Here is a 25,118-nt window from a genome sequence, read left to right on the forward strand (position 1 = left end):
CCCCGGGGGTCCCCGGCGCGGCGGTGGCCGCGCCGGGGACGGAGTCGAGCAGGAGGCTCATGCCGTGGTCCCGACCATCGTCGGGGACGACGACGTGCGGGCGGCGGACCAGTCGGCGTCGTAGAGCCGGCGGAACTCGCGGGACAGCAGCCACTGCCCGGCGCCGACCGCGATGCCGGCGGCGATCGCCACGTTGGTGCCGAAGGCGACGCCGGTGAACACGGCCAGGAACGGCAGCCCCTTGCGGTGTCGCACGTGCCGGTACATCTCCGTGTCCGCCGACAGCGAGATGCCGAACAGGGCGGCGGTGAGCAGCAGCCAGGCGGGGTGCAGCATGGCCAGCGGCAGGGTGGCGAGCACGCCGAGGGCGGCCACGGTGCCGAAGGAGCGGGCCGGGCTCTCGAAGCCCTTGGCGAAGCGCCGCCGCCGGGCGAACAGCGGCACTCGCAGCCGGGCCCGGCGGTAGAGCTTGTGCAGCAGCGGCCACAGCTCGTCGTCGTCGTCGTGCCAGCCGCGGACCTGGTCGGTGACCATGATCTGGTGGCGGGCCGACATCCGCTCGCCGTAGTCGACCTCCTCGGTCTGGCGTAGCCGGGGGTTGAACGGGCCGACCTCTTCGAAGACCCGGCGGGGGATCGCGGTCAGCGACGAGAACAGGAAGCTGACCTCGCCGAGGGACGCCATCCGCCAGCAGTACGCCTGGAGCACGCGGCACTCCTCGACGATGCTGTCGCGGATCAGCGGATCCTCCTCGTAGATGCCGCAGACCGCGCCGTACTCGGGGTGGGCGGCCAGCTCGGCGACCGCGCGCTGCACCGCGTCCGGGCGCAGCGCCACGTCGGAGTCGACGAAGAAGAGGATCTCGCCCCGGGCCGCCGCGGCACCGGTGTTGCGGGCGACGGCCACCCCGCTGTTGCGCGGGGTCTGGAGCACCGTCACGGGCCGCTGGCGGGCCTTGGCGAGGGAGTCGTCGGTGCTGTGGTCGTCGACCACGATCACCTCGATCGGCTGGTAGGTCTGCCCCAGCGCGGCGTCGATGCACCTGCCGATGGAGTTGCCGTAGTTGTAGTTCGGGATGATCACCGAGACCAGCGGGTTCGTGGTCGGGGTCGTCATGGTCTGTCTCCTCGGGAGGGGGTGGGTGGGTAGGCCGGGTCGTCAGTGGGCGAGGGTGAGCAGGGCCGGGTGCTGGGTGACGAGCAGGACCCCGCCGAGCAGCACGCCCCACAGCAGCGCGTTGACCAGCATCGCCCGGTCCCGCAGCAGCACCCGGGTGGGTTCGCCGCCGTCGCCGTCGACGACCACCACCTGGAGGTAGCGGGCCACCGCGAAGAGCGCGAACGGGGTCGAGCCGACCAGCGCCAGCGCCTGGTACGGGGTGGGGATGGTGGCCTGCACGTGGCCGAGGAATCCGCTGATCGCGACCGCGGCGCAGAGCACGATCAGCAGGTCCAGGTACTGGACCGAGTAGCCGGCCAGCGAGGGCCGGTGGGCGCTGCCACCGACGGCCATCTCGTGCCGCCGCTTGCCGAGGATGAGCAGCAGGCAGAGGGAGAACACGGCGATCAGCAGCCAGCTCGACACGGCGACCCCGGCGGCCAGGTAGCCCTGCACCACCCGGAGCAGGAAGCCGCCGGCCACCACCAGCACGTCCAGCAGCGGCAGGTGCTTGAGCCCTCTGCTGTACGCGACGTTGAGCGTCAGGTAGGCCGCCAGCGGCCACCACGGGAACGCCGGCCCGAACGCCACCGCCGTGACCAGCGCGGCGGCGAGCAGAGCGCCGAAGGCGTACGCGGTGGGCACGCTCACCCGGCCGGAGGCGATCGGCCGGTTGCGTTTGGTGGGATGCACCCGGTCGCGGTGCCGGTCGTAGACGTCGTTCCAGACGTAGACCAGCGCAGAGACCAGGGTGAACAGCAGCACCGCCCAGCTCACCCGGCCGAGGACACCGAGTCCCAGGCGGGGGGTGTCGATCAGTACCAGCGGCACCACCAGCAGGTTCTTCGCCCACTGGTGCGGCCGGATCAGGGTGACCAGGTCACGCACCAGGGTGCGATCGGTGGCGCGGGAGTCGGTGGCCCGGGCCGCCGGGCGGGCGGTGGCCGGGGCGGGCCGGTCGAGGGTCGGCGGGTCGACGAGGACAGTCACGATAACCTCCGGTGCCGATCAGAAGATGGCCTTGGCCAGCCCGAGGGCGCCCTGCTTCCAGGGGTCCCGGCTGGTCCGGCCGGACGAGGTCGGTGCGGCGGTGCGGTTGTTCGCCCGCCACCAGTCGTAGGTGCGCAGGATGGCGTCGCGGTTGGACAACCGGGGGGTCCAGCCGAGCACGTCGCGGGCCTTGTCGACGCTGACGTAGGAATCGGCCCGCAGCTTGTGGATGAGGCGTCCGTAGACCGGGGAGAGCTTCAGCCGTTGCAGCAGCTCCAGCGCGGCGACGGCGGGGCGCACCGGCACCGAGACCACGCGCTTGCCGTGGCCGGCGGCGTCCAGCACCGCCTGGAAGTCCTCCCGCAGGGTGGCGAAGCGGTCGGCGGCGATGTTGAACGTGTCGTTGGCGGCGTCGTCCGGCGCGTGCAGCACGGTGCGTACCGCGTCGACCAGGTCGTCGATCGCCAGCATCTGGATCCGCACGTCGCCCTTGCCGAGCACCGGGAAGTTGCGGCCCTCCTCGGCCCACTCGAAGAGCATCGAGAACAGCCCCATCCGGCCCGGCCCGAGGAAGGTCTTGGGCCGCAGCATCGGCAGCACCATGCCGGCGGCGCGGAACCGCTCGGCGACCTCCTCCGCCCCGGCCTTCGCCCGGCTGTACGGGTCGACCGGTTCGCGCGGGTACTCCTCGGTGGTGGGCACCACCGACGGCAGCCCGTACACGGCGGTCGAGGAGACGTGCACCACCCGGGCGGTGCCAGCGCGGGCGGCGGCGTCCAGCACCGTCTCGGTGCCGCCCACGATGATCGAGCGGATCTCGTCCTCGGGGTAGCTGGGCAGGGCGGCGGCGGTGTGCACCAGCGCGTCCGCGCCGGCCAGGGCGGCACCGACCCTGGCCCGGTCCCGCACGTCGGCGACCGTGTACTCGACGCCCTTCACCGGCTCGATCGGGTCGCGCACGTCCAGGCCGCGCACCCGCCAGCCGTCGGCGGCCAGCGCCCGCACCAGGTGCCCGCCCAGCATTCCGCTGCCGCCGGTCACCACCACCGTCCTAGCGTTCTGATTCACCACAGCGACGACACCTTCTCCTTGACGAAACGGGTGACCAGCCGGGGCAGGCCCTGGGCGAGGGTCCGGTCCAGACGGTCGAGGAAGTGCTCCACCTCGGCCGGGCCGGTCACCAGCGACGGGCCGACCACCAGTGGGTTCTTGCCGTTGAGCGTGTAGTACGTGTAGATGTCGTGGTCCCGGTAGAGGGCGCTGATCACCGCGCAGGTGACGAGCTTCGTGCCGAACTGCGGGTCCTTGGCCAGGCCGCTGGGGGCCAGCTTGGTGACCAGGTCCAGCACGCGCGGCGCGTCGAGGAACACCCCCCACAGGGCGCCCGCGCCACGGACCTCGGCGACCGTGTCCGGGTGCTCCTTGGCGATCCGGGCCAGCCCGGGGGCCAGGATCCGCTCGATGTCGCGGGCCCGGGCGGGGAAGTCCTCCTCCACCGCCACGTTGATCGCCTCGATCGCGGTGGCGGTCTCCTCGCCGAAGCCGTAGTAGGTGGTGCTGGTGCTCTGCAACAGCGCGTCGTTGAGGCTCTCGTACGCCTTGTGGAAGACCGGCCGCCGGGCCACGTACGCGGAGATCGAGGACTTGCCGCCGCCGAAGGACTTCGACGTGGTCACCACGTCCGGGATCAGCCCCGGGTAGCGCATGAAGTAGAACATCGTGCCCGTCTTGCCCCAGCCGGTGTAGATCTCGTCGAAGATCAGCACGATGTCCTCGCGGGTGCACAGCTCGCGCAGCCCGCGCAGGAACTCCTCCGAGCACCAGCGCATGGTCGAGGCGCTGAACGGTTCGATGAGGATCGCGTACACGTCGCACCTGCCCCGGCCGTCCCGGGTGGCGTCGACGGCCGCCTGGACGGCGGCCAGGTCGTCGTAGGGAAAGCTCACCACGCCCGGGATGCCGGGGAACGTGAAGTGGTTCTGCGCGCTGCCGGTGAGGCTGCCCGAACCGAGCAGCTTGCCGTGGAAGCTGATGTCGCTGCGCATGATCGTGTTGCGCTTGCCGCCGTGGTACTTGTAGGCGAGTTTGACCGCGCCCTCCACCGCCTCCGCACCGGAGTTGGGCAGGAACGACATGTCGAGGTCGCCGGGGAGCACCGCGGCCAGGTTGTGCGACAGCGCGGCCAGGTACGGCGAGAAGTAGGTCTTGTGCACCTCCATCCGCCGCTGCTGCTGGAAGCGCTGGCGGGCGGCCAGGATCCGGGGGTGGTTGTGCCCGTGGTTGAGCACCCCGACGCCGCCGGTGAAGTCCAGGATCCGCCGGCCGTCCCGGGTGTGGATCCAGGCGCCCTCGGCGTGGTCGACCAGTTCCCGGCCGAAGCCGAACGAGGTCATCAGGCTGACCTGGCTCTTGTTGACGTGCTTGCGGTAGAGGTCCTGCACCTCGGCGACGGAGAGCTGCTCCGCGTCGTCGATGGTCAGTAGCTCGGCCATGAGGGGTCCTTTCCGAAGCGGGGTTCTACGGAGGTGGTGGTGGAGTCAGGAGGGGTTGCGCCCGGCGGCGGTCAGCCGGGGGTCGGGGTGAGCCGGGGGTCTCCCCCGGCGGGTGCGGTAGCGGGGTGGCCCCGGGCGGCGAGCCGTTCCGAGACGGTGACCGCGAGCAGCGCCGAGCCCGCCGTGAGCACCTCGGCGAGGGTGCTGAGCACCCGGCTGGCCACCGCCGCGGTGACCGCCGCCGGTAGGGGCAGCACGGTGGACAGGGCCGCGACCACCAGCACCTCCCGTACGCCGGCGCCGTCCGGCACGAAGAGCGCGACCGTGCCGGCGGTGGTCGCCAGGGCGAACGCACCGACCGCCGCCGGCAGGGCGGCGCGAGCGTCCCCGCCGAGCAGCACCGCGAGGATCCACAGGTGCACCCCGGAGAGCACCCAGGACAGGCTCTGCCACCCGATCGAGCGGCGGACCTCGGCGGGCCGGTGCAGCGGTGCGGGCCGGGGCCGGCGGGCCACCCGGGCGGCCAGCCCGACCAGGGAGTCGAGTACGCCGGGCCGGACCGCCAGCACCACCAGCAGGGCGACCGGCAGGGCCAGCCAGGCCAGCCCGGCACCGAGCACGGCCGGGGCCACCAGGAGGCCCACCGCGCCGCCGGTCAGCAGCACCACGACCAGGTTCACCAGGTAGGTGCCGGCCATCCGGCCCCGGCTGACCCCGGCGGCATCGCCGAGGCGGAGCTGGGCCAGCAGGCCCCACAGCCGGCCCGGGACGAACTTGCCGAGGAACCCGACGAAGAACATCCGTACGCCGGTGCGGGGCGGCACCTCCGCCCCGACCGAGGCCAGCGTCAGCGTCCAGGCCCGCATGCCGCAGAGCAGGCCGACCGCGGTGACCAGCAACGCGGCGAGCAGCCACCCGGCGGTGTCCGGCCGGAGCAGCCGGCCCAGTGTCGACCACTGCTGCCCGCGCAGGGCCAGCGTGACGCCGCCGAGCACCGCGACCACGAAGACCGCCGTGAGCGCCGCGCGCCACGCCCGCCGCCTGCCCATCACCGGCCCGCCGTCAGGGGCAGCGGGCGGGGGCTGCCGGTGCCGCGGAGCCGGGCGACCAGGCCGGCCGCCGCGCCGACCACGATGGCGAGCTGGGCCACCAGGTGTACGCCGACGAACCAGGCCAGGAAGGCCGTGCCGCGCTCGCGTCGGACGAACGGCAGCAGCCCCGGGTCGGCGAGCAGGAAGAGCCCGAAGCAGGCCAGCGGCACGGCGAGCAGCGCCGGGTGCAGCAGGCCCAGCGGCAGGGTGGCCAGTATCAGCGGGGCGGCCAGCACGCCGAGGGCGGGATTGACCGCGACGCTGCCGGCGCGCATCCGGTGCGCTCCGGCGAACGCCGCCAGCGGCAGCGAGCGGCGGTACTGCTCGCGCAGCATGTCCCCGAACCGGGCGCAGTCGTCGTGCCGGCCGACCACGGTGTCGGTGAGCCTGATCCCGGTGACCCGGGCGAGCCGGTCGCTGTACTCGACGTCCTCGGCGTCGCGCAGTCCCTCGTGGAACGGGCCGGCGGCGAGGAACGCGGAGCGCCGCACCGCGGCCAGCGCGAAGATCGCCGTGTTGACCCGGCCCACGCTGCGCCGCCGCCACCAGTGCGCGTGCAGCACCTTGTAGTGCTCGATCGGCCCGTCGTCGTAGAGCGGCCGGGTGTCGTAGGTGCCGTGCACGCAGCCGCAGCCGGGGTCGGCGTCGAGCACCGCCAGGGCGTTGGCGATCGCGTCGGGGCGCAGCGCCACGTCGGAGTCGACGAAGAAGAGGATGTCGCCGGTGGCCGCCCGCGCGCCGATGTTGCGGGCCGCCGACACGCCCCGGTTGCCACCACCGTCGACCACCCGGCAGGGGTATCGGGCCGCGATGTCGCGGGACCGGTCGGTCGAACCGTCGTCGACGACGACGACCTCGTACGGCCGGTGGGTCTGCGCGAACACGGCGTCCAGGCACGCACCGAGCGTCTTCTCGTAGTTGTAGTTCGGTATGACGACCGAGACTCTCTGCCCATCAGCGGCCATTCGGCCTCTCCCTTTCACGCCCGACGCCGTGGTCGACGTCGATGAATTCCGGTGCCTTCGACGTTAGGGGCGTCGATTGCTCGGGCCAAGGTGGCGCATCCTGATTCGGGTGGGATTTCCTCAAAGGTGGAAGGTCCATCTACGACCATCAGCGCATGGGCTTTCCCGGCAGCGGGAAATCGGCAGAGAAAAAGGGCGTCCCGCACGTCTGTCACGACGTGCGGAACGCCCTCGAACGGTGGAGGTGCGGGTGCGCTCAGCTGCGGTTGGCGGTGTACAGCAGGAACGGGGGACAGTCGTCGGCCACCGCCAGCAGCTGTCGCCCGACGCGACGCAGGGCCTGCCGGCACCGGCCGCCCAGCGAGCTGCGGGCGGGCGGCGGGGGATCCGTCGCAGGCGGGCCGACCGAGGGCCGGTCCCCGGCGGTGCGGGGCGGTGCGGACGGGATCGACGCCGGGTGCTCCAGCGGGATCATGATGGTCATGCTGCTCCCTCCATGGGTGTGCGGTCGTGTCCTTGCAGGGGTCACACCTGCGCCAGCCGGCCCCGGGCGAGCTCGTCCCAGCGCAGCGCCGCCGCGGCGCTGCCGAGCTGGCGGTGGCAGTCGGCCAGGACGGTGAAGGCCGCCGGGTCGTACGGGTCCACCTCCAACGCCCGGCGGTTCCAGCGGATCGCGGTCCACCAGTCCCCGGCCTCCAGCGCCAGGTCACTGAGGAGCCGCAGGCCGTGCAGGGCGCGGACGCGGCACCACTCCCGCTCGGCCACCGCCCACTCCGCGTCCTGCGCGGGGAGCAGGTCGCCCCGGTAGACCTCCATCGCGCGCCGCAGGTGCCCGGCGGCCAGCGTGCGGTCACCGGCGGCGACCGCGGCGGTGGCGGCGGTGATCCGTCGTTCGAAGGTGGCCACGTCGATCCGGAGCTGGTCGGCCTGGAGCAGGTAGCCGCCGTCCACCGAGGCGATCCGCACCGGGGCGCGTTCGCCCGTCCCGCCCAGGGCGCGCCGGGCCCCGTGCACCGCGGCCTTCACCGAGGTGGCGCCGGCCGACGACGGCAGGTGCGGCCACAGCGCCGCGCGGAGAGTGTCCCGGCTGACCGGCCGGCCCCGGTGCAGCAGCAGGTATTGCACCAGCGCCTGGGACCTGCCGGCCCGCCAGTTGGTGACGGTGCGGCCGTCGATGGTGATCCGGAATCCGCCGAGCAGTTCGGCGCTCGACGGGGCTGTGTTGTCTGACATATTGTTCCACCACGCTCTGTCGTTCCCTGGGCTGTGGGTGCCCTACCGACCGTAGAATGCCTCCGTGAGGGAGGCCAAGGTGGCGTAATCGATGTGGCGTCGAAAGTGGCGGTAGGTGGTAGTCGTCCTGCGACCAACGTCGTAGACGAAAGTGAGTGACTCGGGTGAACCGAGTAACACGTTTCACGCCCACGATATTCACATGACCTACCACTCGGTTATTCGGTTCGACCGGTACTCCCGGTCCGCGGGTGTCGTACGGCCGTCGTCGGTGGCGGTCGCGGAGGGCTGCCGACACGTGGTGGCGAGTTGGCGGGAGGCCCGTCCCGTCGTCCAGGTCGTCTTCCAGCTGCGCTTTCTCGCGGGCGCGGCCGTGGCCACCCCGCAGGTGGTGCTGACCCGGCCCGGGTCGCTGCTGGTGGGCGCGTTCGCCTGGCTCTGCGCGACCTGGTTCGTGTACCTGCTGAACGGGCTCTCCGACCAGGTCGAGGACCGGCGCAACGGCTCGCCGCGACCGCTCGCCACCGGAGCGCTCCCGGTCGGCGTCGCCCGGCGGATCGTGGTGGCCCTGGCCGGGCTCGCCCTGTTGTCGGCCGCGGCGGTCTCGGCGCGCCTCTGTGGGCTGGTGGCGCTGATGCTGGCCCTCGGCTGGCTCTATTCGGCCGGTCCCCGGCCGCAGAAGGGCAACATGGTCGGCTTCGTGCTGGTGGTGGCGTCGGGTGGGATCGTCACCTATCTGGCCGGAGCCGCCGCGTCCGGCGGGCCGGTGCGCCCGGAGCTGGTGGTGCTGTCGGTGGCGATGTCGCTGTGGATGGCGCTGGCCGGCACCACCAAGGATCTCTCCGATGTGGCCGGTGACCGGGCGGCGGGCCGGCGTACCCTGCCGGTGCTGCTGGGCGACGGGCCCGCCCGCCGGCTGATGGCCGTCCTGGTGGTGGTGGCCGGCGGTGTGCTGCTGTCGGGCGCACTGCTGCTGGCCCCGGTGCTGGTCCTGCCGGCGGTGGTGCTGGCCGTGGGTGCGACCGGGGTGGTCGGGTGCCTGCTCGCCGGGGCCGGCGCCATCGGGCGGCGGCGCCAGCGTCGCCCGTACCGGCTCTTCATGGCCAGCCAGTACGCGGTGCACCTGAGCGTGCTGGGGGTCTTTCCCGGTTGACGTGGGCCGGGCCGAGGCCAGCTGCGTCGGGTGTGGACGGTCACCTTCGTCGCTGCCGACCGAGGGCCTACGCTCCGCGACAGGCGCGCTACCGTGGTAGCCTCTGGCGAGACAGCGGGGGGGTCCGTGGCGAATCCGTACGCGATGCAGCCCGTGGCCGAGGCCGAACTGTCCTCGATGGCACGCGAGATCGTCGAAGCGTTTCAACACTCACTGCGTCAACAGGAAAGCGACCTGGCCAGCGGCCCCGAAGTCCTGGCGCAGCTCGCGGCGCAGGTCCAGGCGGTGCTCAGCGATGTCGTGGCCCGGGTGTCCATGACCGAGGCGCCCCCGATGGACCTGGTCGGCGAGGCCCGGTTGTTCGCCGTCGACATCGGCGCCGACCGCGCCCGGCGCGGCATCCACCCGGTCCAGTCGCTCCGCGCCGCGACCACCCTCTTCGAGGTGATGCTGCCGGTCATCACGCGCGACCTGCCGGCCACGGACAGCGCCGGGGCGCTCCGGCTCAGCCGTGCGTTGCACGAGGCGATCATGGCCCGGGTCGCGCTGGCCTCGCTGTCGTACGTGGGATTCCTGATGGAGAAGTTGCAGGCGTCCCGGCAGGAGGAGCGCACCCGGATCGCCCGTGAGCTGCACGACCGGGTCCTGCACGAGATGGGGCTCACCCTGCACCGGCTCGACCTGCACCGGCACTACGCCGACCGCGACCCGGAGCAGGCCCGCGCGAAGATCGACGCGGCCATCGAGTCACTGGACGAGGCGGTCCGCACGGTGCGTGGCCTCTCCGCCGAGCTCCGTCGCTCGGTGGGTGAATACGGGCTGGAACGCACCCTGCGTGGCTACCTGGAGGCCAACGTGCCGCCCTCGGTGCAGTTCTCGCTGGTGACCAACGGCGACCTCAAGGTGCTCCCGCCCGACGTACTGGAGGAGCTCTACCTGATCCTGCGGGAGGCCGCCCGCAACGCGGTGCGGCACGCCGCGCCGACCCGGCTGGACATCGCGGTCGACGTGGGGGACAACGCGGTGGCCGCCACGGTGGTCGACGACGGGTGCGGCTTCGACACGACCGATCCGGATCGTGCGCGGGGCGGCCTGCCGTCGATGTACGAGCGGGCCCTGTTGCTGCACGGGGAGGTCGAGCTGATCAGCGCGCCCGGTCACGGCACCCGGGTCGAGGTGCGGATCCCGTTCGCCGAGGCGGGCCTGTGACCGCCCCGGACCGGTCGCAGATCCGGGTGTGCCTGGCCGACGACCACACCCTGCTGCGCGATGGCATCCGGGAGATGCTCTCCACCGAGCCGGAGTTCGCGGTCGTCGGCGAGGCGTCCTCCGGGCCGGAGGCGCTGGCCCTCGTGCTGCGCCTGCGCCCGGACGTGCTGCTGCTCGACGTCGAGATGCCGGGCCCGGGCGCGGCGGCGGTGATCCGACAGGCCCGACGGATGGCACCGGAGACCCGGGTGATCGTGTTGACCATGCACGACGACCCGGACATGGTGCACGAGCTGTTGGAGGCCGGCGCCGTCGCGTACCTGCTCAAGACGATCCTGCGGGACGACCTGGTCGCCGCGGTGCGCTCGGTGGTGCGCCGGCCCACGCAGAGCGTCCTGCTGGCGGTCTCCCGCGAGACGGTGGAGCGGCTGGACCGGCAGAAGCCCCGGACGAACGGCACCCCGTTGACCTCGCGCGAGCTGGAGGTCCTCCGGCTCACCGCTGAGGCGATGAGCAACGCGCAGATCGCCAGCCGGCTCTTCATCACCGAGGCCACGGTCAAGCGGCACCTCACCAACATCTACGCCAAGTTGCAGGCGGTGTCCCGGGTGGACGCGATCCGCAAGGCGACCGCCGCTCGACTGATCAAACCGATGGACGACAGGCCCAGCGCCCGCTGACGACCCGTGGCGCTCACGATGAGGCATGACCGGGCCATGACCGGCGTCCCCTAGGTTTGTTCGGTCGGATGTCGTCGAGGTTTCGCCCGGTGTTCTCCCGTCCCCGCACCGGAGGGAGGCGTGCCGGGCCAGTCTCCGGAACTGGGAGCGCCGCATGTCTGGGTGGAGGGAGTCCCGCTACTTTCAACTGGTGGTCAGCCAGGCCCGGGATTTCGCGGTCTGGCCGATCGGCCGACGGCCACCCGCGGGGTGGCGGGCCATGCCGTTCGCCGGCACCATCGGGGCGTGTGGTCGGCAGGTGGCGGAGTTGACCGGCACAGTGCGGGCCAGCGACACGACCCGCTCCATCGCGACCGACGTCAGCCTCATCGGCCTGCTCCGCAAGGTGGCGGGGGAACATCCCGACGCACCGGCGCTGCGCGCCGGCCACCTGCGGCTGTCCTACCGGCGGTTGTGGGAGTCGATCGACGACGTCGCCGATCTGCTGGTCGCGGCCGGGGCCGGTCCCGGCCGGCGGGTCGCCGTCGTCGGTGACCGCGCCGAGGACCTGATAGGCGCGGTCCTCGCGGTGCTGGCCGCCGGAGCCAGCTGTGTCCTGTGTGTCGGGAATCGTCCGGACACGGCGGTGCGGGAGGCGCAGCCGGAACTGGTGCTGGCCCCGGCGGGGCCCGTGGCGCCCGACGGGTGGCCGGTGGTCCGGCAGCGCTGGCGGGGAGTGACCGGGGCGCTCTGGCAGGCCCATGGCAGGGACGGGTCGGTGGTGGCCGCGCCGCTGGGCGACGAGCCCGAACCGTCCCTGGTGGTGCCGCTGGCCGACGGCGCGGTGGGCGTGGTGTGGCGTGGTGCGCAGTTGACCTGGCTGGCCGGTGCCTGTGGCCTGCCTCCGTCGGGCCACGGGGACCGGCTGAGCGTGCCGGCTTCGACGGACCCGCTGGTGGGCGCGGTGGCGGCGATGCGCGCGCTGCTCACCGGTGCGGAACTGCTCCTGCCGGCGGCACAGGCGCCGGGTGCGGGCGTCCGGGGTGACGCGGCGGCGGGGCTGGCACGATGGTCGTTGCGGATCGACCGGGCCGCCGGCGTGGCCGAAGAGATGGAACTGTTCGGCTTCGCCGAAACCTCGATGGTGACGGCGGTGGCGCCGGGGGGCGACGTGTTGACGCCGTTGCCGCAGCACCGGTGGCACGTCCTCGACGCCGGCTTCGGACCGGTGTCGACGGGGGAGGTCGGAGAGCTGTTCCTGGCCGGTCCCACCCTGGCCATCGGGTACCTCGACCGGCCCGAGCTGACCATGGCGCGCTTCCTGCCCGATCCGCTGGGTGCCCCCGAGGGCAGCCGGATGTTCCGGACCGGATACCGGGCGCGGCGGTTGCCGGGGCACCGGTTCGCGCTCGTCGAGGGGGAGGACGGGCGGCCGGCCTGATCCGGGTCCTAACCCCGACGTGTGGCGCGTGCAGGGTCGTCGGGCTGCAACCTGCCGGACATGGCATTGACATATTTCACTCGATGGTTCTAGGGTCTTGTCGAATCGATTCGACGCTGGCGGGCGGTCCGGGCCGGGTCCGACGGCGTGCGGTGCGGGTGGCGTCGACGATTCGTCGACCATCTGGTCCTGCACGGGCGGCGAGACCGGAGATGGAGCCTGCGGAGCCGGAGCCGGGCACCGCAGGCCCGTCGTGCGCCTCTCCCGGCGCTCCCTCAGTGGTGAGCGCGGTCAGGAGTGGCACGTCATGGCGGTAAGGGGATCGCCGTTGACCCCCCGCGCCTGAATCAGTCCATGCCGAGTGGCAGGAGCCGTATCATGGCAAAGCGCAGACCAATTCTTGGAACCATCGCGGCTGCGGCGATCTTCGTCGTGGGCGTGAGCGCGACGGCGCTGGCCGGCGGCCTGGGCGGAGCCGCGTCGGCCGCGGGTGTCGGGGCGGCCGCGGTGACCGCAGGGTGCGGTAAGGCACCCACGTTGACCAGCGGCCCACGGTCCATCCAGAGCAGCGGCCAGAACCGCAGCTTCATCCTCAGGATTCCCGACAACTACGACAGGAACCACCCCTACCGGTTGATCTTCGGATTCCACTGGAACGGCGGCACCGCCAACGACGTCGACTCTGGCGGGGCGGACGGGGCGGCCTGGTCCTACTATGGGCTGCGCCAGCAGGCGAACAACAGCACCATCTTCGTCGCTCCCCAGGGCAACGGCAACGGCTGGGCCAACCCCGGCGGCCAGGACGTCACCTTCGTCGACGACATGATCAGGCAGATCGAGGCGGATCTGTGCGTCGACACGACGCAGCTGTTCGCGCTCGGCTTCAGCTACGGCGGAGGTATGAGCTACTCCCTGGCCTGCTCCCGGGCGAACGTCTTCCGCGCCGTCGCGGTCTACTCCGGCGGGCAGCTCAGCGGGTGCAGCGGCGGCGGCCAGCCGATCGCGTACATGGGGATCCATGGCATCGGGGACCCGGTGCTGAACGTCTCCGCCGGCCGGTCCCTGCGCGACACGTTCGTGCGCAACAACGGGTGCACGGCGCAGAACCCGCCCGAGCCGAGGTCGGGCAGCCTGACCCACATCACCACCACCTACTCCGGCTGCCGGTCCGGCTATCCGGTGGTGTGGGCCGCGTTCGACGGTGGCCACACCCCTGGGCCCGTGGACGGCGGCGGCGACAGCGGAGTCAGGACCTGGACCAAGGGTGAGGTGTGGCGGTTCTTCACCCAGTTCGACAGCACGGGTCCGACCCCCTCGCCCACCGCCAGCCCGACCACCCCGCCGCCGGGCGGCACCTCGGCCGTCCGCAACACCGCCTCCGGCCGGTGCCTGGACGTCAACGGCGCCTCGCAGACCAACGGCGCTGCGGCGATCATCTGGGACTGCCATGGCCAGAGCAACCAGGCCTGGACCTCGACCGCCGCCCAGGAGTTGCGCGTCTTCGGCGGCAAGTGCCTCGACGTCAACGGCGGTGGCACCGTCAACGGCAGTTCGGTGATCATTTGGGACTGCAACGGCCAGTCCAACCAGCAGTGGCGGTTCAATGCCGACGGCACGATCACCGGCGTCGGTTCGGGCCGGTGTCTGGACCTGGTCAGCAGCGGTACGGCCAACGGCACGCGTACCCAGATCTGGGACTGCACCGGGGCGGCCAGCCAGAAGTGGAGCCGCAGCTGAGCCTCTGAACGTCGCGGACGAAACGGTGGATCCGGCGGCGCCCCGGCAGGTTGTACATTGACGCTAGTCGATGGATAAGGTCAATTCGTCGACATGGTGGGCCGCTGGCGGCCTGCCGGGGCAACGCCGCCTCCGCCGTGCAGGAATCGACGTTTTCTGGGGAGAGCAGGACATGAACGAACATCAGGACGGTCGCCGGTGGGCGCGATGGGGGCGGGCAGCGAGAACAGCCGTCGTCGCGGCGGCGGCAGCCATCGGGATCGCGGCGCTCGCGATCGGATCCACGGCGGGCGCGGCCGTCGCGGGCGTCGGCTCCACCGAGCGCGGATCGCTGAACGCCTCGCTCGCCGCCCCGCCGGTCTCCCGGGTCGCCGCGGGCAACGCACACACCTGCGCGATCCCCACCGACGGGACGCTGTGGTGCTGGGGCGACAACCACAGTGGCCAGCTCGGTGACGGGAGCACCACGAGCCGGACCGCCCCGGTGCGGGTCGGTGACGCCACCACCTGGGCGCACATCGACGCCGGCACCAGCAGCACCTGCGCGGTGCGCACGGACGGAACCCTGTGGTGCTGGGGCGGCAACTCCAACGGGCAGCTCGGTGACGGGACCAGCACGAGCCGGACCGCCCCGGTGCGGGTCGGTGACGCCACCTGGGCCAACGTCAGCGTCGCCGCCAATCACACCTGCGCCGTCCGGACCACCGGCACCCTGTGGTGCTGGGGCCTGAACCGTAACGCGCAGCTGGGCACCGGTGCGTCTCCCTACTGGACGACCAGCCCGCTGCAGGTCGGCACGGCGTCCAACTGGGCGAGCGTCGCGACCGGATACGCGCACACCTGCGCCGTCCGTACCGACCGGACCCTGTGGTGCTGGGGCGACAGCACCGACGGGCAGCTCGGCCTCGGCATCCTGAGCTACCGGTCGACGCCGACGCAGGTGGGGACCGCAACCAGTTGGACCGGCGTGACGACCGGGTACGCGCACACCTGCGCGGTCCGCGCCGACGGGACCCTGTGGTGCTGGGGCGAGAACGGGTACGGCCAGCTGGGCGGCGCCACCGGTTTCCAGACCACCCCGGTCCAGGTCGGCAACGTCACCACGTGGGCCAGGGTCGACGCCGGCGTCGACTCGTCGTGCGCGGTCCGCGCCGACGGCGGCCTGTGGTGCTGGGGCAACAACACGTCCGGGCAGTTGGGCGACGGCACCACCACCCACCGCAACGTCCCGACCCGGGTCGGGACCGCCACCAACTGGACGGACGGCTTCGCCGCCACGTACCACAGCTGCGCGATCCGCGCCGACGGCGGCCTGTGGTGCTGGGGCAACAACATCTCCGGGCAGTTGGGCGACGGCACCACCACCAACCGGTCGGCCCCGGCGCAGGTGGTCCTGCCGGGCTGACCGCCGCCCGACGCCGTGCCGTCGGCCCGCGCCGTTGCTCTGTCGGCGGCAGCCGGGTCGACGGCACGGGCGCGAGCTGCGGCCCCGGTCCGGTCGGGGCGGCGTACCGGCGGAAGGCCCTCGCCTGGTGTGAATCACCAGGCCAGGGCCTTCTTCTGTTGTCCCGAACCGGTCGGGCATTCGCCGGCGCCATTCGCGTCCACGGGGGGACGGCTGACAGGAGCAGTCGGCGGCGGTACGCTGTGGGCGCTCGGAATCCGAGTAGGCTATCTATTCTTATCATTCAGCCGGATTTCTGTCGGACTCCCGGCAGTGGTGCCGGCGACGTTTGCTGCGCCCGATTTGCGACCCTCCGATCACTGTGGGTGCCGCTTTCGTTGTGCTCGGTAATCGTCAATGCATCACGACGAAGAGATTGTGTTGAGAGAGAGGGCAATGATGCAACGGCCCAGAATGTCTAGATGGCGGCTGTTTTCCGCCGTCGCACTCGGCGTCCTGCCGGTTCTTGCCGCTGCGCCGTCCACGGCGGCCGTTCCCGGGGTGCCGGGGCTGCTGCCGCGAGCGTCGACGACGTTCGAGCACGAGTTGCTCGGAAAGGCGGTTCCCGACGAATGCTTCGCCGGAATTGGGCAGCCCTATCCGGCCGGCCCGCCGTGCGAGCAGGGACAGGCCAAGGTCAACCAGGCATACGTGTGGTCGCTCGCCCAGGCGAACAATCGCCTGTGGTTCGGCACGGGGGCAAATGTTAACTGCATCGTAACGGGGTCGACTCTCTCCCTGCCGACTCCGCGAATTAATGACGACTATGTCTGCGAGTTCGCGAACAGTCAGATTGTCGTACAGAATCCGACCATGCCGACAAACGTGGGCGATCACCGGCAGCCGCGGGTGTACGTCTACGACCTGGCCTCCAAAGTGCAGGCGGAGAAGACCGGCGCCATCATGAACGCGTCCCCCGATGACGCGTCCAGGTTGAGAAGGACGCTGGGCCTGCGGGCCGGCGGGACGCACCAGGGAGTCGTCCTGCTCGCCGGGCCGGCCCTCGGGCAGACGGTCAACATGTTCGCGTTCGACACGGTCACCGGCGACTACCTCGGCTCGGCCAACTTCACCAAGTACGGCAACATCCGCCACTTCCTCGTGGCCGGCGACGTTCTCTACGCGGGCGTCGGGGTCGGCACCAACGGCCGGGACGGCGGGTACATGCTGCGGTGGGCCGGTGACCGCGCCAACCCGTTCAACTTCGTCGAGGTCGGCCAGTTGCCGGCGCAGATCGCCGACCTGACGGAGCACGACGGCCGGGTCTTCGTCAGCACCTGGTCGGCGGCGACCGGCGGATCGCTCGCCGCGCGTTCGGCGGCCGGCACGGGCTGGGGTCGTCCCCGTGTCACGCCGACCGACGAGGCCAACCCCGGGGTCGCCGGCGTCTGGATGAGCCCGCCGCTGGCCGACGGCGCGCCAGGGCTGACGGAGGAGGACACCGCCGGCTGGAAGCAGGTCTGGAGCGCGGCCTCCTACGAGCCGGACCCGGTCATCGCCGGCACGTACGGCCTCGGCGCGCTGATGTCCTACCAGGGCTACCTCTACTGGGGGACGATGCACGTTCCGATGAAGTCGACGAGCGTGGTCGCTGAGCTGTACCCGCCGGCCGACGAGACCGCGGCCCGGGCGACGCTGGAGAACTCCCAGCGCGCGGTGAGCATCTTCCGGGGCAAGCGGTTCGACACCACCCGGCCGAAGGTGGAGCTGCTCTACGGGGAGGCGAGGCTGCCGGCGTACGACCCGGCGGCGAACGACGGCGCGGGCGCCTGGAAGTGGACCTCCACCGGCTACCGTCCGAAGTACGGCCACATCGGGTTCGGCAACATCTACACCAACTACACCTGGACCATGGCCGTGGCCGGCGGCCGGTTGTTCGTCGGCACGATGGACTGGAGCTACCTCGCGAAGGACCTGGTGCCCGAGGCCGCGAGGCAGATGGGCTTCGCCAACGCGGCGCGCGGGCTGGGCGACGAGCTGGACCCGATCGAGATCGACCCCGAACTCTACGGCGGCGACCTGCACGTGTTCGAGTCGAGCCGGCGGCCCGCCACCGCGGTCGACACGAAGGGGCTGGGCAACTACCTCAACTACGGCTTCCGCACCATGGTCGCCGACGGTTCGACCCTGTACCTCGGGATGGCCAACCCGATGAACCTGCGTACCGACCCGACGGACGACGTGCCGGAGGGTGGCTGGGAGCTGATCAAGCTGACCCCCGCCGGGTGAGCGAATCCGTGGGGCTGCCCGGGCAGGTGCCGGGCAGCCCCACGGGACCTCAGAAGAGGGTGAGGGGTTCGACCGGCACCGGCTCGGGTAGCGCCTCGATCCCGGGCACGCGCCCGCGCACCTCGTCGTGGAAGCGGCGGGCGAGCGCGGGCGCGTCGGCGTTGTCCGGGGTGTGGACGAACACGGTGGGCGAGCGGCCCTCGCGCAGCCAGCAGGCGACCACGTCGACCCAGCGTCGCCAGCCCTCGACGGTCCGCGCGGGGTCGTCGCGGCCGAGGTAGCGGACGATCGGCCGGTCGGTCAGCGCGCGGGTCCGTAGCGGCAGGCGCGGCTTCCTGGTCCACGCCTCCCGCTCCGCGTCGCTGGTCGGCGGGCCCGCGAAGAACGCGGTGGTGTCGAACGGGATCCACTCGGCGGCGGTGCCGGCGAGTGCCTCCTCGAGGAGCCGCGCCGCGTGGGCGTCGGCGAAGAACGCGGGATGGCGGACCTCCACGGCGTGCCGGTGGGACGCGGGGAGCCGGCGCAGGAAGCGGGCCAACACGGGGACGTCGGCGGGGCCGAACGAACCCGGCAACTGGACCCAGAGCGCGTGGGCCCGGGGCCCGAGCGGCTCGATGGCGTCCAGGAAGGCGCGGAGCTCGGCGTCGGCGTCGGCGAGGCGGCGTTCGTGGGTGATGAGCTTCGGCAGCTTGACCACGAACCGGAAGTCGGGCCCGGTCTGCCGCGCCCACGACGCCACGGCGTCCCGGCTCGGGGTCGCGTAGAACGTCGTGTTTCCCTCGACCGCGTCGCACCAGCCGGCGTAGTGCCGCAGGCGCTCCTGGGCGGGCAGCGGGTGCGCCAGGAAGCGACCCTGCCACGACCGGTGCGCCCACATCGCGCATCCCACGTGCAGCCGCATGGGCCCGACCCTATCCGGGCGCGGCGGTCAGGGTCTTCCTGGTCCGCCTCGGGGAGGGGCGGCAGTTGGTCCAGACCGTGCTCGTACCGACGCGATGGGATGAAATCGTCAACCAAGAGTTGACGGCCAAGCTGCGTCAACCTATGGTTGACGAATGACGGAATACGCCCAACTTCCCAGTTCAGTCCGGCTCGACGACCTCATCGCGGGGATCAAGAAGGCCCGCCCCGACGTGCTCGACCAGCTCGCCGACGCGGTCGTGGCCGCCGACCACCTCGGCGACATCGCCGACCACCTCATCGGCCACTTCGTCGACCAGGCCCGCCGCTCCGGCGCGTCCTGGACGGAGATCGGCCGCAGCATGGGGGTCAGCAAGCAGGCCGCCCAGAAGCGTTCCGTCGCCAAGGCGGAGACCGCCGCCACGCTCGACCCGAGCGCCGGGTTCGGCCGGTTCACCCCGCGCGCCCGCAACGTGGTGCTGGCCTCGCAGGAGGAGGCGCGCACGGCCGGCAACGCCGAGATCACCCCGGGACACGTCGCGCTCGGGTTGCTCGCCGAGCCGGAGGGACTGGCGGCCGCGTTGATCGCGGCCCGGGGCGTACCCCTGGAGCGGCTCCGGGAGGCCGTCACCGCGACCCTGCCGGCGAAGGCCGCCCAGGTCCCGGACCTGATCCCCTTCGACGGGCGGGCCAAGAAGGTCCTGGAGCTGACGTTCCGGGAGGCGCTGCGCATGGGGCACAACTACGTCGGTACGGAGCACATCCTGCTCGCCCTGATCGAGGAGGAGGGCGGTGACGGCGTGCTCGGCGGGCTCGGCCTGGAGAAGGGCGCCGTGGAGTCCGCCGTGGAGGGCGCGCTGGCCGAGATCGTCCGTAAGGGGGCCTGAACCGCGTCGGGCACGCGCCACGGGGGTGCGTGCCCGACGTAGGGGGCTGTCAGTCGGCGGCGGGGAAGCCGTAGCGGGCCGCGTGCTCCGGGTCGGCCGGGTCGACCTGCCGGATGCCGGCGTCGGCGAGCCGCTTGTTCACCTCGTCGAGCCGCTCCCGGACCAGCCGGGCCTCCTCCTCGGTGACCCGGCCCCGGTGCGGCTTGCCGGCGTGCTCGATGGTGCCGTAGTCGACCTTCTCGGCACCCTTGCGGGCCTTCGGCGGGCGCACCCGCTCGGCGGTCTTCAGCAACTGGGCCATCGGCACGTCGGTGGCCATCGCGTCGAACTCGCTGGCGGTCAGCACCACCCGGCGGGGCTCGCCGCCGCCGTGCCGGTCGTGGATCTCGACCACCGCGACGTCCAGGGCCGCGTCGTCGATGCTCTCCACCTCCGTCGCGGTGGCATCCAGTTGCACGGGCCCCGCGACCAGATCGGGGTGCTCCAGCACCACGACGCGGACCACCTCGTCGTCCGGCCGCAGAACGGTGCCGCTGAAGTCGGAGACCTGGATCGTCTTCTTGCCCATGCGCGGAGCTTCTCCTGTCGATGACCGGTTGTCGGACCAGAAGAAATTACCCGACAGGTGTGCGAAAGGCCGGGCTGGACCGAACGGGTGTGTCGCGCACCGGCGGCCGGCCGGCACACCGGGCCGGTGGTCGCGGGGCGCCGCCTACGATCACGGGGTGGACAGCCCGGTCGCCGCCCCGCCGCCCCGGACCGAGGCCGAGGCGCTCGTCGTACAGGACCGGCTGCGACCGCTCGCGGACCTGACCGGACCGGGACCCGTCGCGCCCGCGACGGTGGCCGGCCTCGACGTCGCGTACGCCGAGAGCGGCGACCGGCTCGCGGCGGCCGTCACGGTGCTGGACGCCCGGACGTTGGCCGTGGTGGACCAGGCGGTCAGCGTGGGCCGGCCCGCGTTCCCCTACGTCCCCGGGCTGTTCGCCTTCCGGGAGCTGCCCGCCCTGCTGGCGGCGCTGGACCTGCTGACCGTCCGTCCGGAGCTGCTGGTCTGCGACGGGCACGGGCTGGCCCATCCCCGCCGGTTCGGGCTCGCCTGCCACCTGGGCGTGGTCACCGGCCTGCCGGCGATCGGGGTCGGCAAGACGCCGCTGGTGGGCCGGTGGGAGCCGCCGGCCGTGGCGCGCGGCGCCTGGTCCCCGCTGTGCGACGGCGGGGAGGTGGTGGGCCGGGTGCTGCGTACCAGGGACGGGGTGAAGCCGGTCTTCGTCAGCGTCGGGCACCGGATGGGGCTGGCGAACGCGTGCGCGCGGGTGCTCGCGCTGACCCCGCGCTACCGGCTGCCGGAGACCACCCGTACCGCCGACCGGCTCTGCCGTGCGGCACTCGCCGGCCGCAGCGGGGTGTGAGAAGGGAACCCCTCTCTACCGTATGCGTTAACAGGGGGCCCCTCCTTTCCGTGCCGAGCCGGGGTCGGCGGCCGGTAGTAACCTGACCCGCGGACCCGGTAGGGAGAAACGGCGGTGATCATGGCGCTACGTCGGCACGCGACGCGGCTCGCGGCGGTCTGCGTGATGCTGGGCGGCCTGGTGGCCGCCGGTGCGTCGCCGGCCCTGGCCGAGGGTGACTCGGTGCGGGTGCGCGCCACCGACAGCTTCCGGCCGGGCGGCTCGCCGGGGGCGGTCAACGTCGAGGTTCGCAAGCGCACGGAGGGCTGCGTGGTGCTGCGCACCGGGCTGGGCCTCAGCCTCGCCGGCCTCGCCGCCAACCAGGTCACCGCGCAGGTGAACCTGGAGGGCCGCTGGGTCCCGGTGCCGGTCTCCGGCGGCGGGGGAGCGGTCGCCACGGGCCGGTCCGCCCCGACGAACCCGACCCTGTGCAAGGGCAAGGGCGTCACGATGCGCTACCGGCTGGCCTTCGCGGCGGGGGCGCCCGGCGGCCGGCTCACGGTGGTCGGCGAAGCGGTCGACGGGCGGGGCCGGGCCATCGGCCGGGGCGCCGTGACGGCCCGGGTCGTCGGGTCGCCGGCCGCGAGCCCGTCGCCCACCCCGAGCCGCAGCCCGTCGCGGTCGCCGAGCCCGAGCCCGAGCCCGACGGCCGAGCCCACGACCGACGCGCCGACCGCCGGGGAGCCGACCCTGGCCGCCGTCGCCGCCGAAGCCGGCGGGGCCGGCACCGTGGCCGCGGCCGAGGAGGGCTCCGGCGGGCTGTCCTGGATCATGCTCTTCGGCGTCGGCCTGGTCGTGCTGGGCGTCGGCCTGATCGTGCTGCTGGTGCGCCGGTCGCGCGCCGACCGGCAGCCGGCCGACGACCGGGACGCCCTTTCCGGCATCCCCCTGCCGCGCAACCCCGGCGGCACCACCTACCGGTCGGGGACGCCCGCGTCGCCCCCGCCGGGCCATGGGCCGCCGACCCCCGGGGTGTACGGCCGGCCGGCCGCGCCACCGTCGGGCGGGGTGTACGGCTCCCGCCCCGGCACTCCGGCCGATCCGCCGCCCGGCGGCGGGGTCCACGGCGGCGGCGCGACGTATCCCGCCGACGGTGGCGCACCTGGGCCGGGTGAGCCCCCCGCGCCCGCAGGCGGGGGCGACGCGACGACGATCATGCCGCGCCTGCCCGGCTGAGGCCGGCCGCGTCCCCATGCTCCGATACGCTCAGGGCGTTGACGACCTGCGGCGAAGGAGCGAAGCGCGTGTCTGATCTGTCCCGGATCGTGAAGGCGTACGACGTCCGTGGGACGGTGCCGGACCAATGGGACGAACGGGTCGCCGAGGCCCTGGGCGTCGCCTTCGGTCAGGTGCTCGCCGCCGCCGGTGAGCCCGGCGACGCGGTCGTGATCGCGCACGACATGCGGGCCAGCGGGCCGGGTCTGGCGGAGGCGTTCGCCGCAGGCGTCCGGGCCGAGGGGCGCTCGGTGATCGAGCTGGGCCTCGCCTCCACCGACATGCTCTACTACGCCTCCGGCACCCTCGGGCTGCCCGGGGCCATGTTCACCGCCAGCCACAACCCGGCGCAGTACAACGGCATCAAGATGTGCCGGGCCGGCGCCCGCCCGATCGGCCAGGACAGCGGCCTGGCCGAGATCCGGGACCGGGCGCAGGCGCTGCTCGACTCCGGTGCCGCCCGCCCGGCCGGCACGCCGACGCGGCCGACGCAGCGGCGCGACCTGCGCCCGGAATACGCGGCCCACCTGCGCAAGCTGGTCGACCTGTCCGGCATCCGGCCGCTGAAGGTCGTGGTCGACGCGGGGAACGGGATGGGCGGCTGGACGGTGCCCAGCGTCCTCGGCGACACCGTGCTGCCCGCGCTGCCGCTGGAGATCGTGCCGCTCTACTTCGAGCTCGACGGCACCTTCCCCAACCACGAGGCCAACCCGCTGGATCCGGCCAACCTGGTCGACCTCCAGCGGGCCGTCCGCGAGCACGGCGCCGACCTGGGGCTGGCGTTCGACGGCGACGCCGACCGCTGCTTCGTGGTCGACGAGCGCGGCGAGGCGGTCTCCCCGTCGGCGATCACCGCCCTGGTGGCGGTCCGCGAGCTGGCCAAGCACCCCGGCTCCACCGTGATCCACAACCCGATCACGTCGCGCGCGGTGCCGGAGATCATCCGCGAGCACGGCGGCGAGCCGGTGGTCACCCGGGTGGGCCACTCCTTCATCAAGGCCGAGATGGCCCGCACCAACGCCGTCTTCGGCGGCGAGCACTCCGCCCACTACTACTTCCGCGAGTTCTGGTTCGCCGACACCGGCATGCTGGCCGCCATGCATGCCCTCGCGGCGCTCGGCGAGCAGGCCCTGCCCCTGTCCGAGCTGGCCCGCGAGTACGAGCGCTACGTCGCCTCCGGCGAGATCAACTCCACGGTGGCCGACCAGGCGGCGAGCATCGCGCAGGTGCGGGCCGCGTACCCGCAGGCGTCGGCCGACGAGCTGGACGGGCTGACCCTGAGCTTTCCCGACGGCGCCTGGTTCAATCTGCGCGCCAGCAACACGGAGCCGCTGCTGCGGCTGAACGTCGAGGCACCGACCGAGGAGCGGATGATCTCGCTCCGCGACGAGGTGCTCGACCGGGTTCGCCGATAAGATCCCCTGCGCCGGCCGGCACCGCCGATCGCCGCATACGCACCCGTGGAAGGAGCCGCACCGTGGCCCTGGACCCGCAGTTGCTCGAGATCCTCGCCTGTCCGGACACACACCACGCCCCGCTCGACTACGACGCGGGGGCGCAGACGCTGACCTGCACCGAGTGCGGGCGGATCTTCGAGGTGCGTGACGACGTGCCGGTGCTGCTGCTCGACGAGGCGCGCGGCGGACCCGCGCGGCAGTCGTGATGGAGGGTACGGCCGGGGTCAGCGGACACCGGCACGCCGACGAGTCCCTGCTGGACGACCCGGACGCCCTCGCCGCGCACGACCCGGGCGGCATGCTGCGGTTCATGGCCTCGGCCGGGGCGCAGGTGCGGGAGTCCGCCGCCCTGGCGGCGGAGGCCAACCTCACCGTGCTCGCCGACGAGGGCCGCCCCCGGGCGGTCGTCATCGCCGGCATCGGCACCGCCGGGCGTACCGGTGACGTGCTGGCCACGGTCGCCGGGCCGCGCTGCCCGGTCCCGGTCATCCCGCACCGCAGCGCCGGCGTGCCCGGCTGGGTGGGCGCGGCCGACGTGGTGATCGCGGTCAGCGCCTCCGGCCGCAGCCCCGAGGCGCTCGGCGCGGCCGAGGCCGCCCACCGCAGGGGGGCGCGGCTGGTCGCCGTCGGCGCGCCCGACTCGCAGTTGCAGTCGGTGGCCGAGCGGGCCCGGGCGCCGTTCATCCCGGTGCCCCGCCGGGCCCCGGCCCGGGCCAGCCTCTGGGCGCTCACCGTGCCGGTGCTGCTCGCCGCCCGTACGCTCGGGCTCGTGAAGGTCAACGAGGCGGATCTCGCGGAGACGGCGGCGCGGCTCGACGCCGACGCCGACCGCTGCCGTCCCACGGCCGAGTCGTTCGTCAACCCGGCGAAGTCACTGGCCCTGGGGCTGGCCGGCTCGGTGCCGATCGTCTGGGGCTCGTCGCCGCTGGCCACCGTCGCGGCCCGCCGGTTCGGCGACACCCTGTCGGCCAACGCCCGCTACCCGGTGGTCAGCGGGGCGCTGGGCGAGGCCGGCCGGGGCCGCGTCGGCCTGCTCGACGGTGTGTTCGGCGGGCTGGCCGAGGGGCAGCGGGACATCTTCGCCGACCCGGGCGAGGCCGACGACGACGGCACCCGGCTGCGGCTGGTGCTGCTGCGCGACGGCGGGCTCAACGCCGAGGACGACACCGACGAGCCGCTCGCGGTCGAGGAGCGCCGGGCCGACGCCGTGCAGACCCTCGCCGAGCGGCGCGGGGTCCGCTGCGACGTGGTGACCGCCGAGGGCGGCTCCGCGCTGGAGCGGCTCGCCTCGCTGGTGGCGGTGCCCGACTTCGCCGCCGTCTACCTCGCCCTGGCACACGGGCTGGATCCGATGGCGGTTCCGGCCATCACCGAGATGAAGGAGCTGGCGAACCAGTGAGCACGTGC

At 72.8% G+C, this 25,118-nt stretch carries 23 protein-coding genes; 13 read left to right on the top strand and 10 right to left on the bottom strand.

Translation table 11 applies throughout. The features are described 5' to 3' along the window. Positions 1 to 57: 57 nt before the first annotated feature. From ACFT41_RS14810 to ACFT41_RS14845, 8 genes are all read right to left on the bottom strand, one after another. On the bottom strand, positions 58 to 1,116 hold the full coding sequence (locus tag ACFT41_RS14810; protein WP_377583535.1) for a glycosyltransferase family 2 protein: 1,059 nt from the start codon (positions 1,114 to 1,116) through the stop codon (positions 58 to 60). A 42-nt stretch (positions 1,117 to 1,158) separates the two neighbouring features. Then, positions 1,159 to 2,148, bottom strand: a complete 990-nt coding sequence (locus ACFT41_RS14815) for a UbiA prenyltransferase family protein (protein WP_377583537.1) — start codon at positions 2,146 to 2,148, stop codon at positions 1,159 to 1,161. Positions 2,149 to 2,166: 18 nt separating this feature from the next. Next, complete coding sequence (locus tag ACFT41_RS14820; RefSeq protein ID WP_377583663.1) at positions 2,167 to 3,216, bottom strand: NAD-dependent epimerase/dehydratase family protein; 1,050 nt, start codon at positions 3,214 to 3,216, stop codon at positions 2,167 to 2,169. Beyond that, entirely contained in the window at positions 3,213 to 4,541 is a 1,329-nt protein-coding gene (locus ACFT41_RS14825; RefSeq protein ID WP_377583665.1) for an aspartate aminotransferase family protein, read from the bottom strand. The genes ACFT41_RS14820 and ACFT41_RS14825 overlap by 4 nt, the downstream gene beginning before the upstream one ends. Before the next feature lie 170 nt (positions 4,542 to 4,711). After that, entirely contained in the window at positions 4,712 to 5,689 is a 978-nt protein-coding gene (locus ACFT41_RS14830; protein ID WP_377583668.1) for a lysylphosphatidylglycerol synthase domain-containing protein, read from the bottom strand. Beyond that, positions 5,689 to 6,696 carry a glycosyltransferase family 2 protein gene (locus tag ACFT41_RS14835; protein ID WP_377583539.1) on the bottom strand — a complete coding sequence of 336 codons (1,008 nt, stop codon included), beginning with the start codon at positions 6,694 to 6,696 and terminating at the stop codon, positions 5,689 to 5,691. The genes ACFT41_RS14830 and ACFT41_RS14835 overlap by 1 nt, the downstream gene beginning before the upstream one ends. A gap of 256 nt (positions 6,697 to 6,952) precedes the next feature. Continuing rightward, the gene (locus tag ACFT41_RS14840; RefSeq protein WP_377583541.1) at positions 6,953 to 7,180 is read right to left on the bottom strand and encodes a hypothetical protein; all 228 of its coding nucleotides are present in this window, start codon (positions 7,178 to 7,180) and stop codon (positions 6,953 to 6,955) included. A gap of 41 nt (positions 7,181 to 7,221) precedes the next feature. After that, positions 7,222 to 7,929: a BTAD domain-containing putative transcriptional regulator gene (locus ACFT41_RS14845; protein ID WP_377583543.1), complete on the bottom strand. Its 708-nt coding sequence runs from the start codon at positions 7,927 to 7,929 to the stop codon at positions 7,222 to 7,224. Positions 7,930 to 8,131: 202 nt separating this feature from the next. Here ACFT41_RS14845 and ACFT41_RS14850 point away from each other — a divergent pair, with 202 nt between their 5' ends. The 7 genes from ACFT41_RS14850 to ACFT41_RS14880 all read left to right on the top strand — a co-directional run bounded on the left by ACFT41_RS14850 (position 8,132) and on the right by ACFT41_RS14880 (position 17,801). Further along, positions 8,132 to 9,082, top strand: a complete 951-nt coding sequence (locus ACFT41_RS14850) for a UbiA family prenyltransferase (protein ID WP_377583545.1) — start codon at positions 8,132 to 8,134, stop codon at positions 9,080 to 9,082. Positions 9,083 to 9,208: 126 nt separating this feature from the next. After that, a complete protein-coding gene (locus ACFT41_RS14855; RefSeq protein ID WP_377583547.1) occupies positions 9,209 to 10,291 on the top strand; it encodes a sensor histidine kinase in 1,083 nt (360 codons plus the stop codon). Next, a complete protein-coding gene (locus ACFT41_RS14860) occupies positions 10,288 to 10,971 on the top strand; it encodes a response regulator (protein WP_377583549.1) in 684 nt (227 codons plus the stop codon). The genes ACFT41_RS14855 and ACFT41_RS14860 overlap by 4 nt, the downstream gene beginning before the upstream one ends. A 154-nt stretch (positions 10,972 to 11,125) precedes the next feature. Continuing rightward, positions 11,126 to 12,391: an AMP-binding protein gene (locus ACFT41_RS14865; protein ID WP_377583551.1), complete on the top strand. Its 1,266-nt coding sequence runs from the start codon at positions 11,126 to 11,128 to the stop codon at positions 12,389 to 12,391. A 378-nt stretch (positions 12,392 to 12,769) separates the two neighbouring features. Continuing rightward, positions 12,770 to 14,128, top strand: a complete 1,359-nt coding sequence (locus ACFT41_RS14870) for a ricin-type beta-trefoil lectin domain protein (protein WP_377583553.1) — start codon at positions 12,770 to 12,772, stop codon at positions 14,126 to 14,128. Positions 14,129 to 14,300: 172 nt separating this feature from the next. Continuing rightward, a complete protein-coding gene (locus ACFT41_RS14875; protein ID WP_377583555.1) occupies positions 14,301 to 15,533 on the top strand; it encodes an RCC1 domain-containing protein in 1,233 nt (410 codons plus the stop codon). A gap of 852 nt (positions 15,534 to 16,385) precedes the next feature. Beyond that, positions 16,386 to 17,801 (top strand): hypothetical protein, encoded by a 1,416-nt coding sequence (locus ACFT41_RS14880; protein ID WP_377583557.1) that lies wholly within the window; start codon positions 16,386 to 16,388, stop codon positions 17,799 to 17,801. A 49-nt stretch (positions 17,802 to 17,850) separates the two neighbouring features. Here the strand turns inward: ACFT41_RS14880 and ACFT41_RS14885 are convergent, their stop codons facing one another. Beyond that, positions 17,851 to 18,678, bottom strand: coding sequence for a DUF72 domain-containing protein (locus ACFT41_RS14885; protein WP_377583670.1), 828 nt, complete (start codon positions 18,676 to 18,678; stop codon positions 17,851 to 17,853). Positions 18,679 to 18,856: 178 nt separating this feature from the next. Here ACFT41_RS14885 and ACFT41_RS14890 point away from each other — a divergent pair, with 178 nt between their 5' ends. Then, complete coding sequence (locus ACFT41_RS14890) at positions 18,857 to 19,588, top strand: Clp protease N-terminal domain-containing protein (RefSeq protein WP_377583559.1); 732 nt, start codon at positions 18,857 to 18,859, stop codon at positions 19,586 to 19,588. A 49-nt stretch (positions 19,589 to 19,637) separates the two neighbouring features. On the opposite strand, the gene ACFT41_RS14895 is transcribed toward ACFT41_RS14890, so the two are convergent. Continuing rightward, a complete protein-coding gene (locus ACFT41_RS14895) occupies positions 19,638 to 20,156 on the bottom strand; it encodes a hypothetical protein (RefSeq protein ID WP_377583561.1) in 519 nt (172 codons plus the stop codon). Between the two features lie 157 nt (positions 20,157 to 20,313). Between ACFT41_RS14895 and nfi the strand changes: the two genes are divergently transcribed. The 5 genes from nfi to ACFT41_RS14920 all read left to right on the top strand — a co-directional run bounded on the left by nfi (position 20,314) and on the right by ACFT41_RS14920 (position 25,110). Next, positions 20,314 to 21,000, top strand: coding sequence for a deoxyribonuclease V (gene nfi / locus ACFT41_RS14900; protein ID WP_377583563.1), 687 nt, complete (start codon positions 20,314 to 20,316; stop codon positions 20,998 to 21,000). Positions 21,001 to 21,120: 120 nt separating this feature from the next. Next, on the top strand, positions 21,121 to 22,215 hold the full coding sequence (locus ACFT41_RS14905) for a hypothetical protein (protein ID WP_377583673.1): 1,095 nt from the start codon (positions 21,121 to 21,123) through the stop codon (positions 22,213 to 22,215). Between the two features lie 68 nt (positions 22,216 to 22,283). After that, positions 22,284 to 23,669 carry a phosphomannomutase/phosphoglucomutase gene (locus ACFT41_RS14910; protein ID WP_377583565.1) on the top strand — a complete coding sequence of 462 codons (1,386 nt, stop codon included), beginning with the start codon at positions 22,284 to 22,286 and terminating at the stop codon, positions 23,667 to 23,669. A 62-nt stretch (positions 23,670 to 23,731) separates the two neighbouring features. Further along, complete coding sequence (locus ACFT41_RS14915) at positions 23,732 to 23,917, top strand: Trm112 family protein (RefSeq protein WP_377583567.1); 186 nt, start codon at positions 23,732 to 23,734, stop codon at positions 23,915 to 23,917. After that, on the top strand, positions 23,914 to 25,110 hold the full coding sequence (locus tag ACFT41_RS14920; RefSeq protein WP_377583569.1) for an SIS domain-containing protein: 1,197 nt from the start codon (positions 23,914 to 23,916) through the stop codon (positions 25,108 to 25,110). The genes ACFT41_RS14915 and ACFT41_RS14920 overlap by 4 nt, the downstream gene beginning before the upstream one ends. Positions 25,111 to 25,118: the final 8 nt, after the last annotated feature.

The organism is Micromonospora sp. NPDC057141, from assembly GCF_042670805.1.
Classification (GTDB): Bacteria; Actinomycetota; Actinomycetes; order Mycobacteriales; family Micromonosporaceae; genus Micromonospora.

What these genes read in the sequence shown, in the direction of transcription:
- ACFT41_RS14845 (WP_377583543.1), bottom strand. Translation starts at nt 7,929, where the DNA reads ATGTCAGACAACACAGCCCCGTCGAGCGCCGAACTGCTCGGCGGATTC.
- ACFT41_RS14835 (WP_377583539.1), bottom strand. Translation starts at nt 6,696, where the DNA reads ATGGCCGCTGATGGGCAGAGAGTCTCGGTCGTCATACCGAACTACAAC.
- ACFT41_RS14850 (WP_377583545.1), top strand. Translation starts at nt 8,132, where the DNA reads ATGACCTACCACTCGGTTATTCGGTTCGACCGGTACTCCCGGTCCGCG.
- ACFT41_RS14830 (WP_377583668.1), bottom strand. Translation starts at nt 5,689, where the DNA reads ATGGGCAGGCGGCGGGCGTGGCGCGCGGCGCTCACGGCGGTCTTCGTG.
- ACFT41_RS14870 (WP_377583553.1), top strand. Translation starts at nt 12,770, where the DNA reads ATGGCAAAGCGCAGACCAATTCTTGGAACCATCGCGGCTGCGGCGATC.
- ACFT41_RS14825 (WP_377583665.1), bottom strand. Translation starts at nt 4,541, where the DNA reads ATGACCTCGTTCGGCTTCGGCCGGGAACTGGTCGACCACGCCGAGGGC.
- ACFT41_RS14880 (WP_377583557.1), top strand. Translation starts at nt 16,386, where the DNA reads ATGCCGACAAACGTGGGCGATCACCGGCAGCCGCGGGTGTACGTCTAC.
- ACFT41_RS14885 (WP_377583670.1), bottom strand. Translation starts at nt 18,678, where the DNA reads ATGTGGGCGCACCGGTCGTGGCAGGGTCGCTTCCTGGCGCACCCGCTG.
- ACFT41_RS14840 (WP_377583541.1), bottom strand. Translation starts at nt 7,180, where the DNA reads ATGACCATCATGATCCCGCTGGAGCACCCGGCGTCGATCCCGTCCGCA.
- ACFT41_RS14865 (WP_377583551.1), top strand. Translation starts at nt 11,126, where the DNA reads ATGTCTGGGTGGAGGGAGTCCCGCTACTTTCAACTGGTGGTCAGCCAG.
- ACFT41_RS14875 (WP_377583555.1), top strand. Translation starts at nt 14,301, where the DNA reads ATGAACGAACATCAGGACGGTCGCCGGTGGGCGCGATGGGGGCGGGCA.
- ACFT41_RS14810 (WP_377583535.1), bottom strand. Translation starts at nt 1,116, where the DNA reads ATGACGACCCCGACCACGAACCCGCTGGTCTCGGTGATCATCCCGAAC.
- ACFT41_RS14890 (WP_377583559.1), top strand. Translation starts at nt 18,857, where the DNA reads ATGACGGAATACGCCCAACTTCCCAGTTCAGTCCGGCTCGACGACCTC.
- ACFT41_RS14905 (WP_377583673.1), top strand. Translation starts at nt 21,121, where the DNA reads ATGGCGCTACGTCGGCACGCGACGCGGCTCGCGGCGGTCTGCGTGATG.
- ACFT41_RS14895 (WP_377583561.1), bottom strand. Translation starts at nt 20,156, where the DNA reads ATGGGCAAGAAGACGATCCAGGTCTCCGACTTCAGCGGCACCGTTCTG.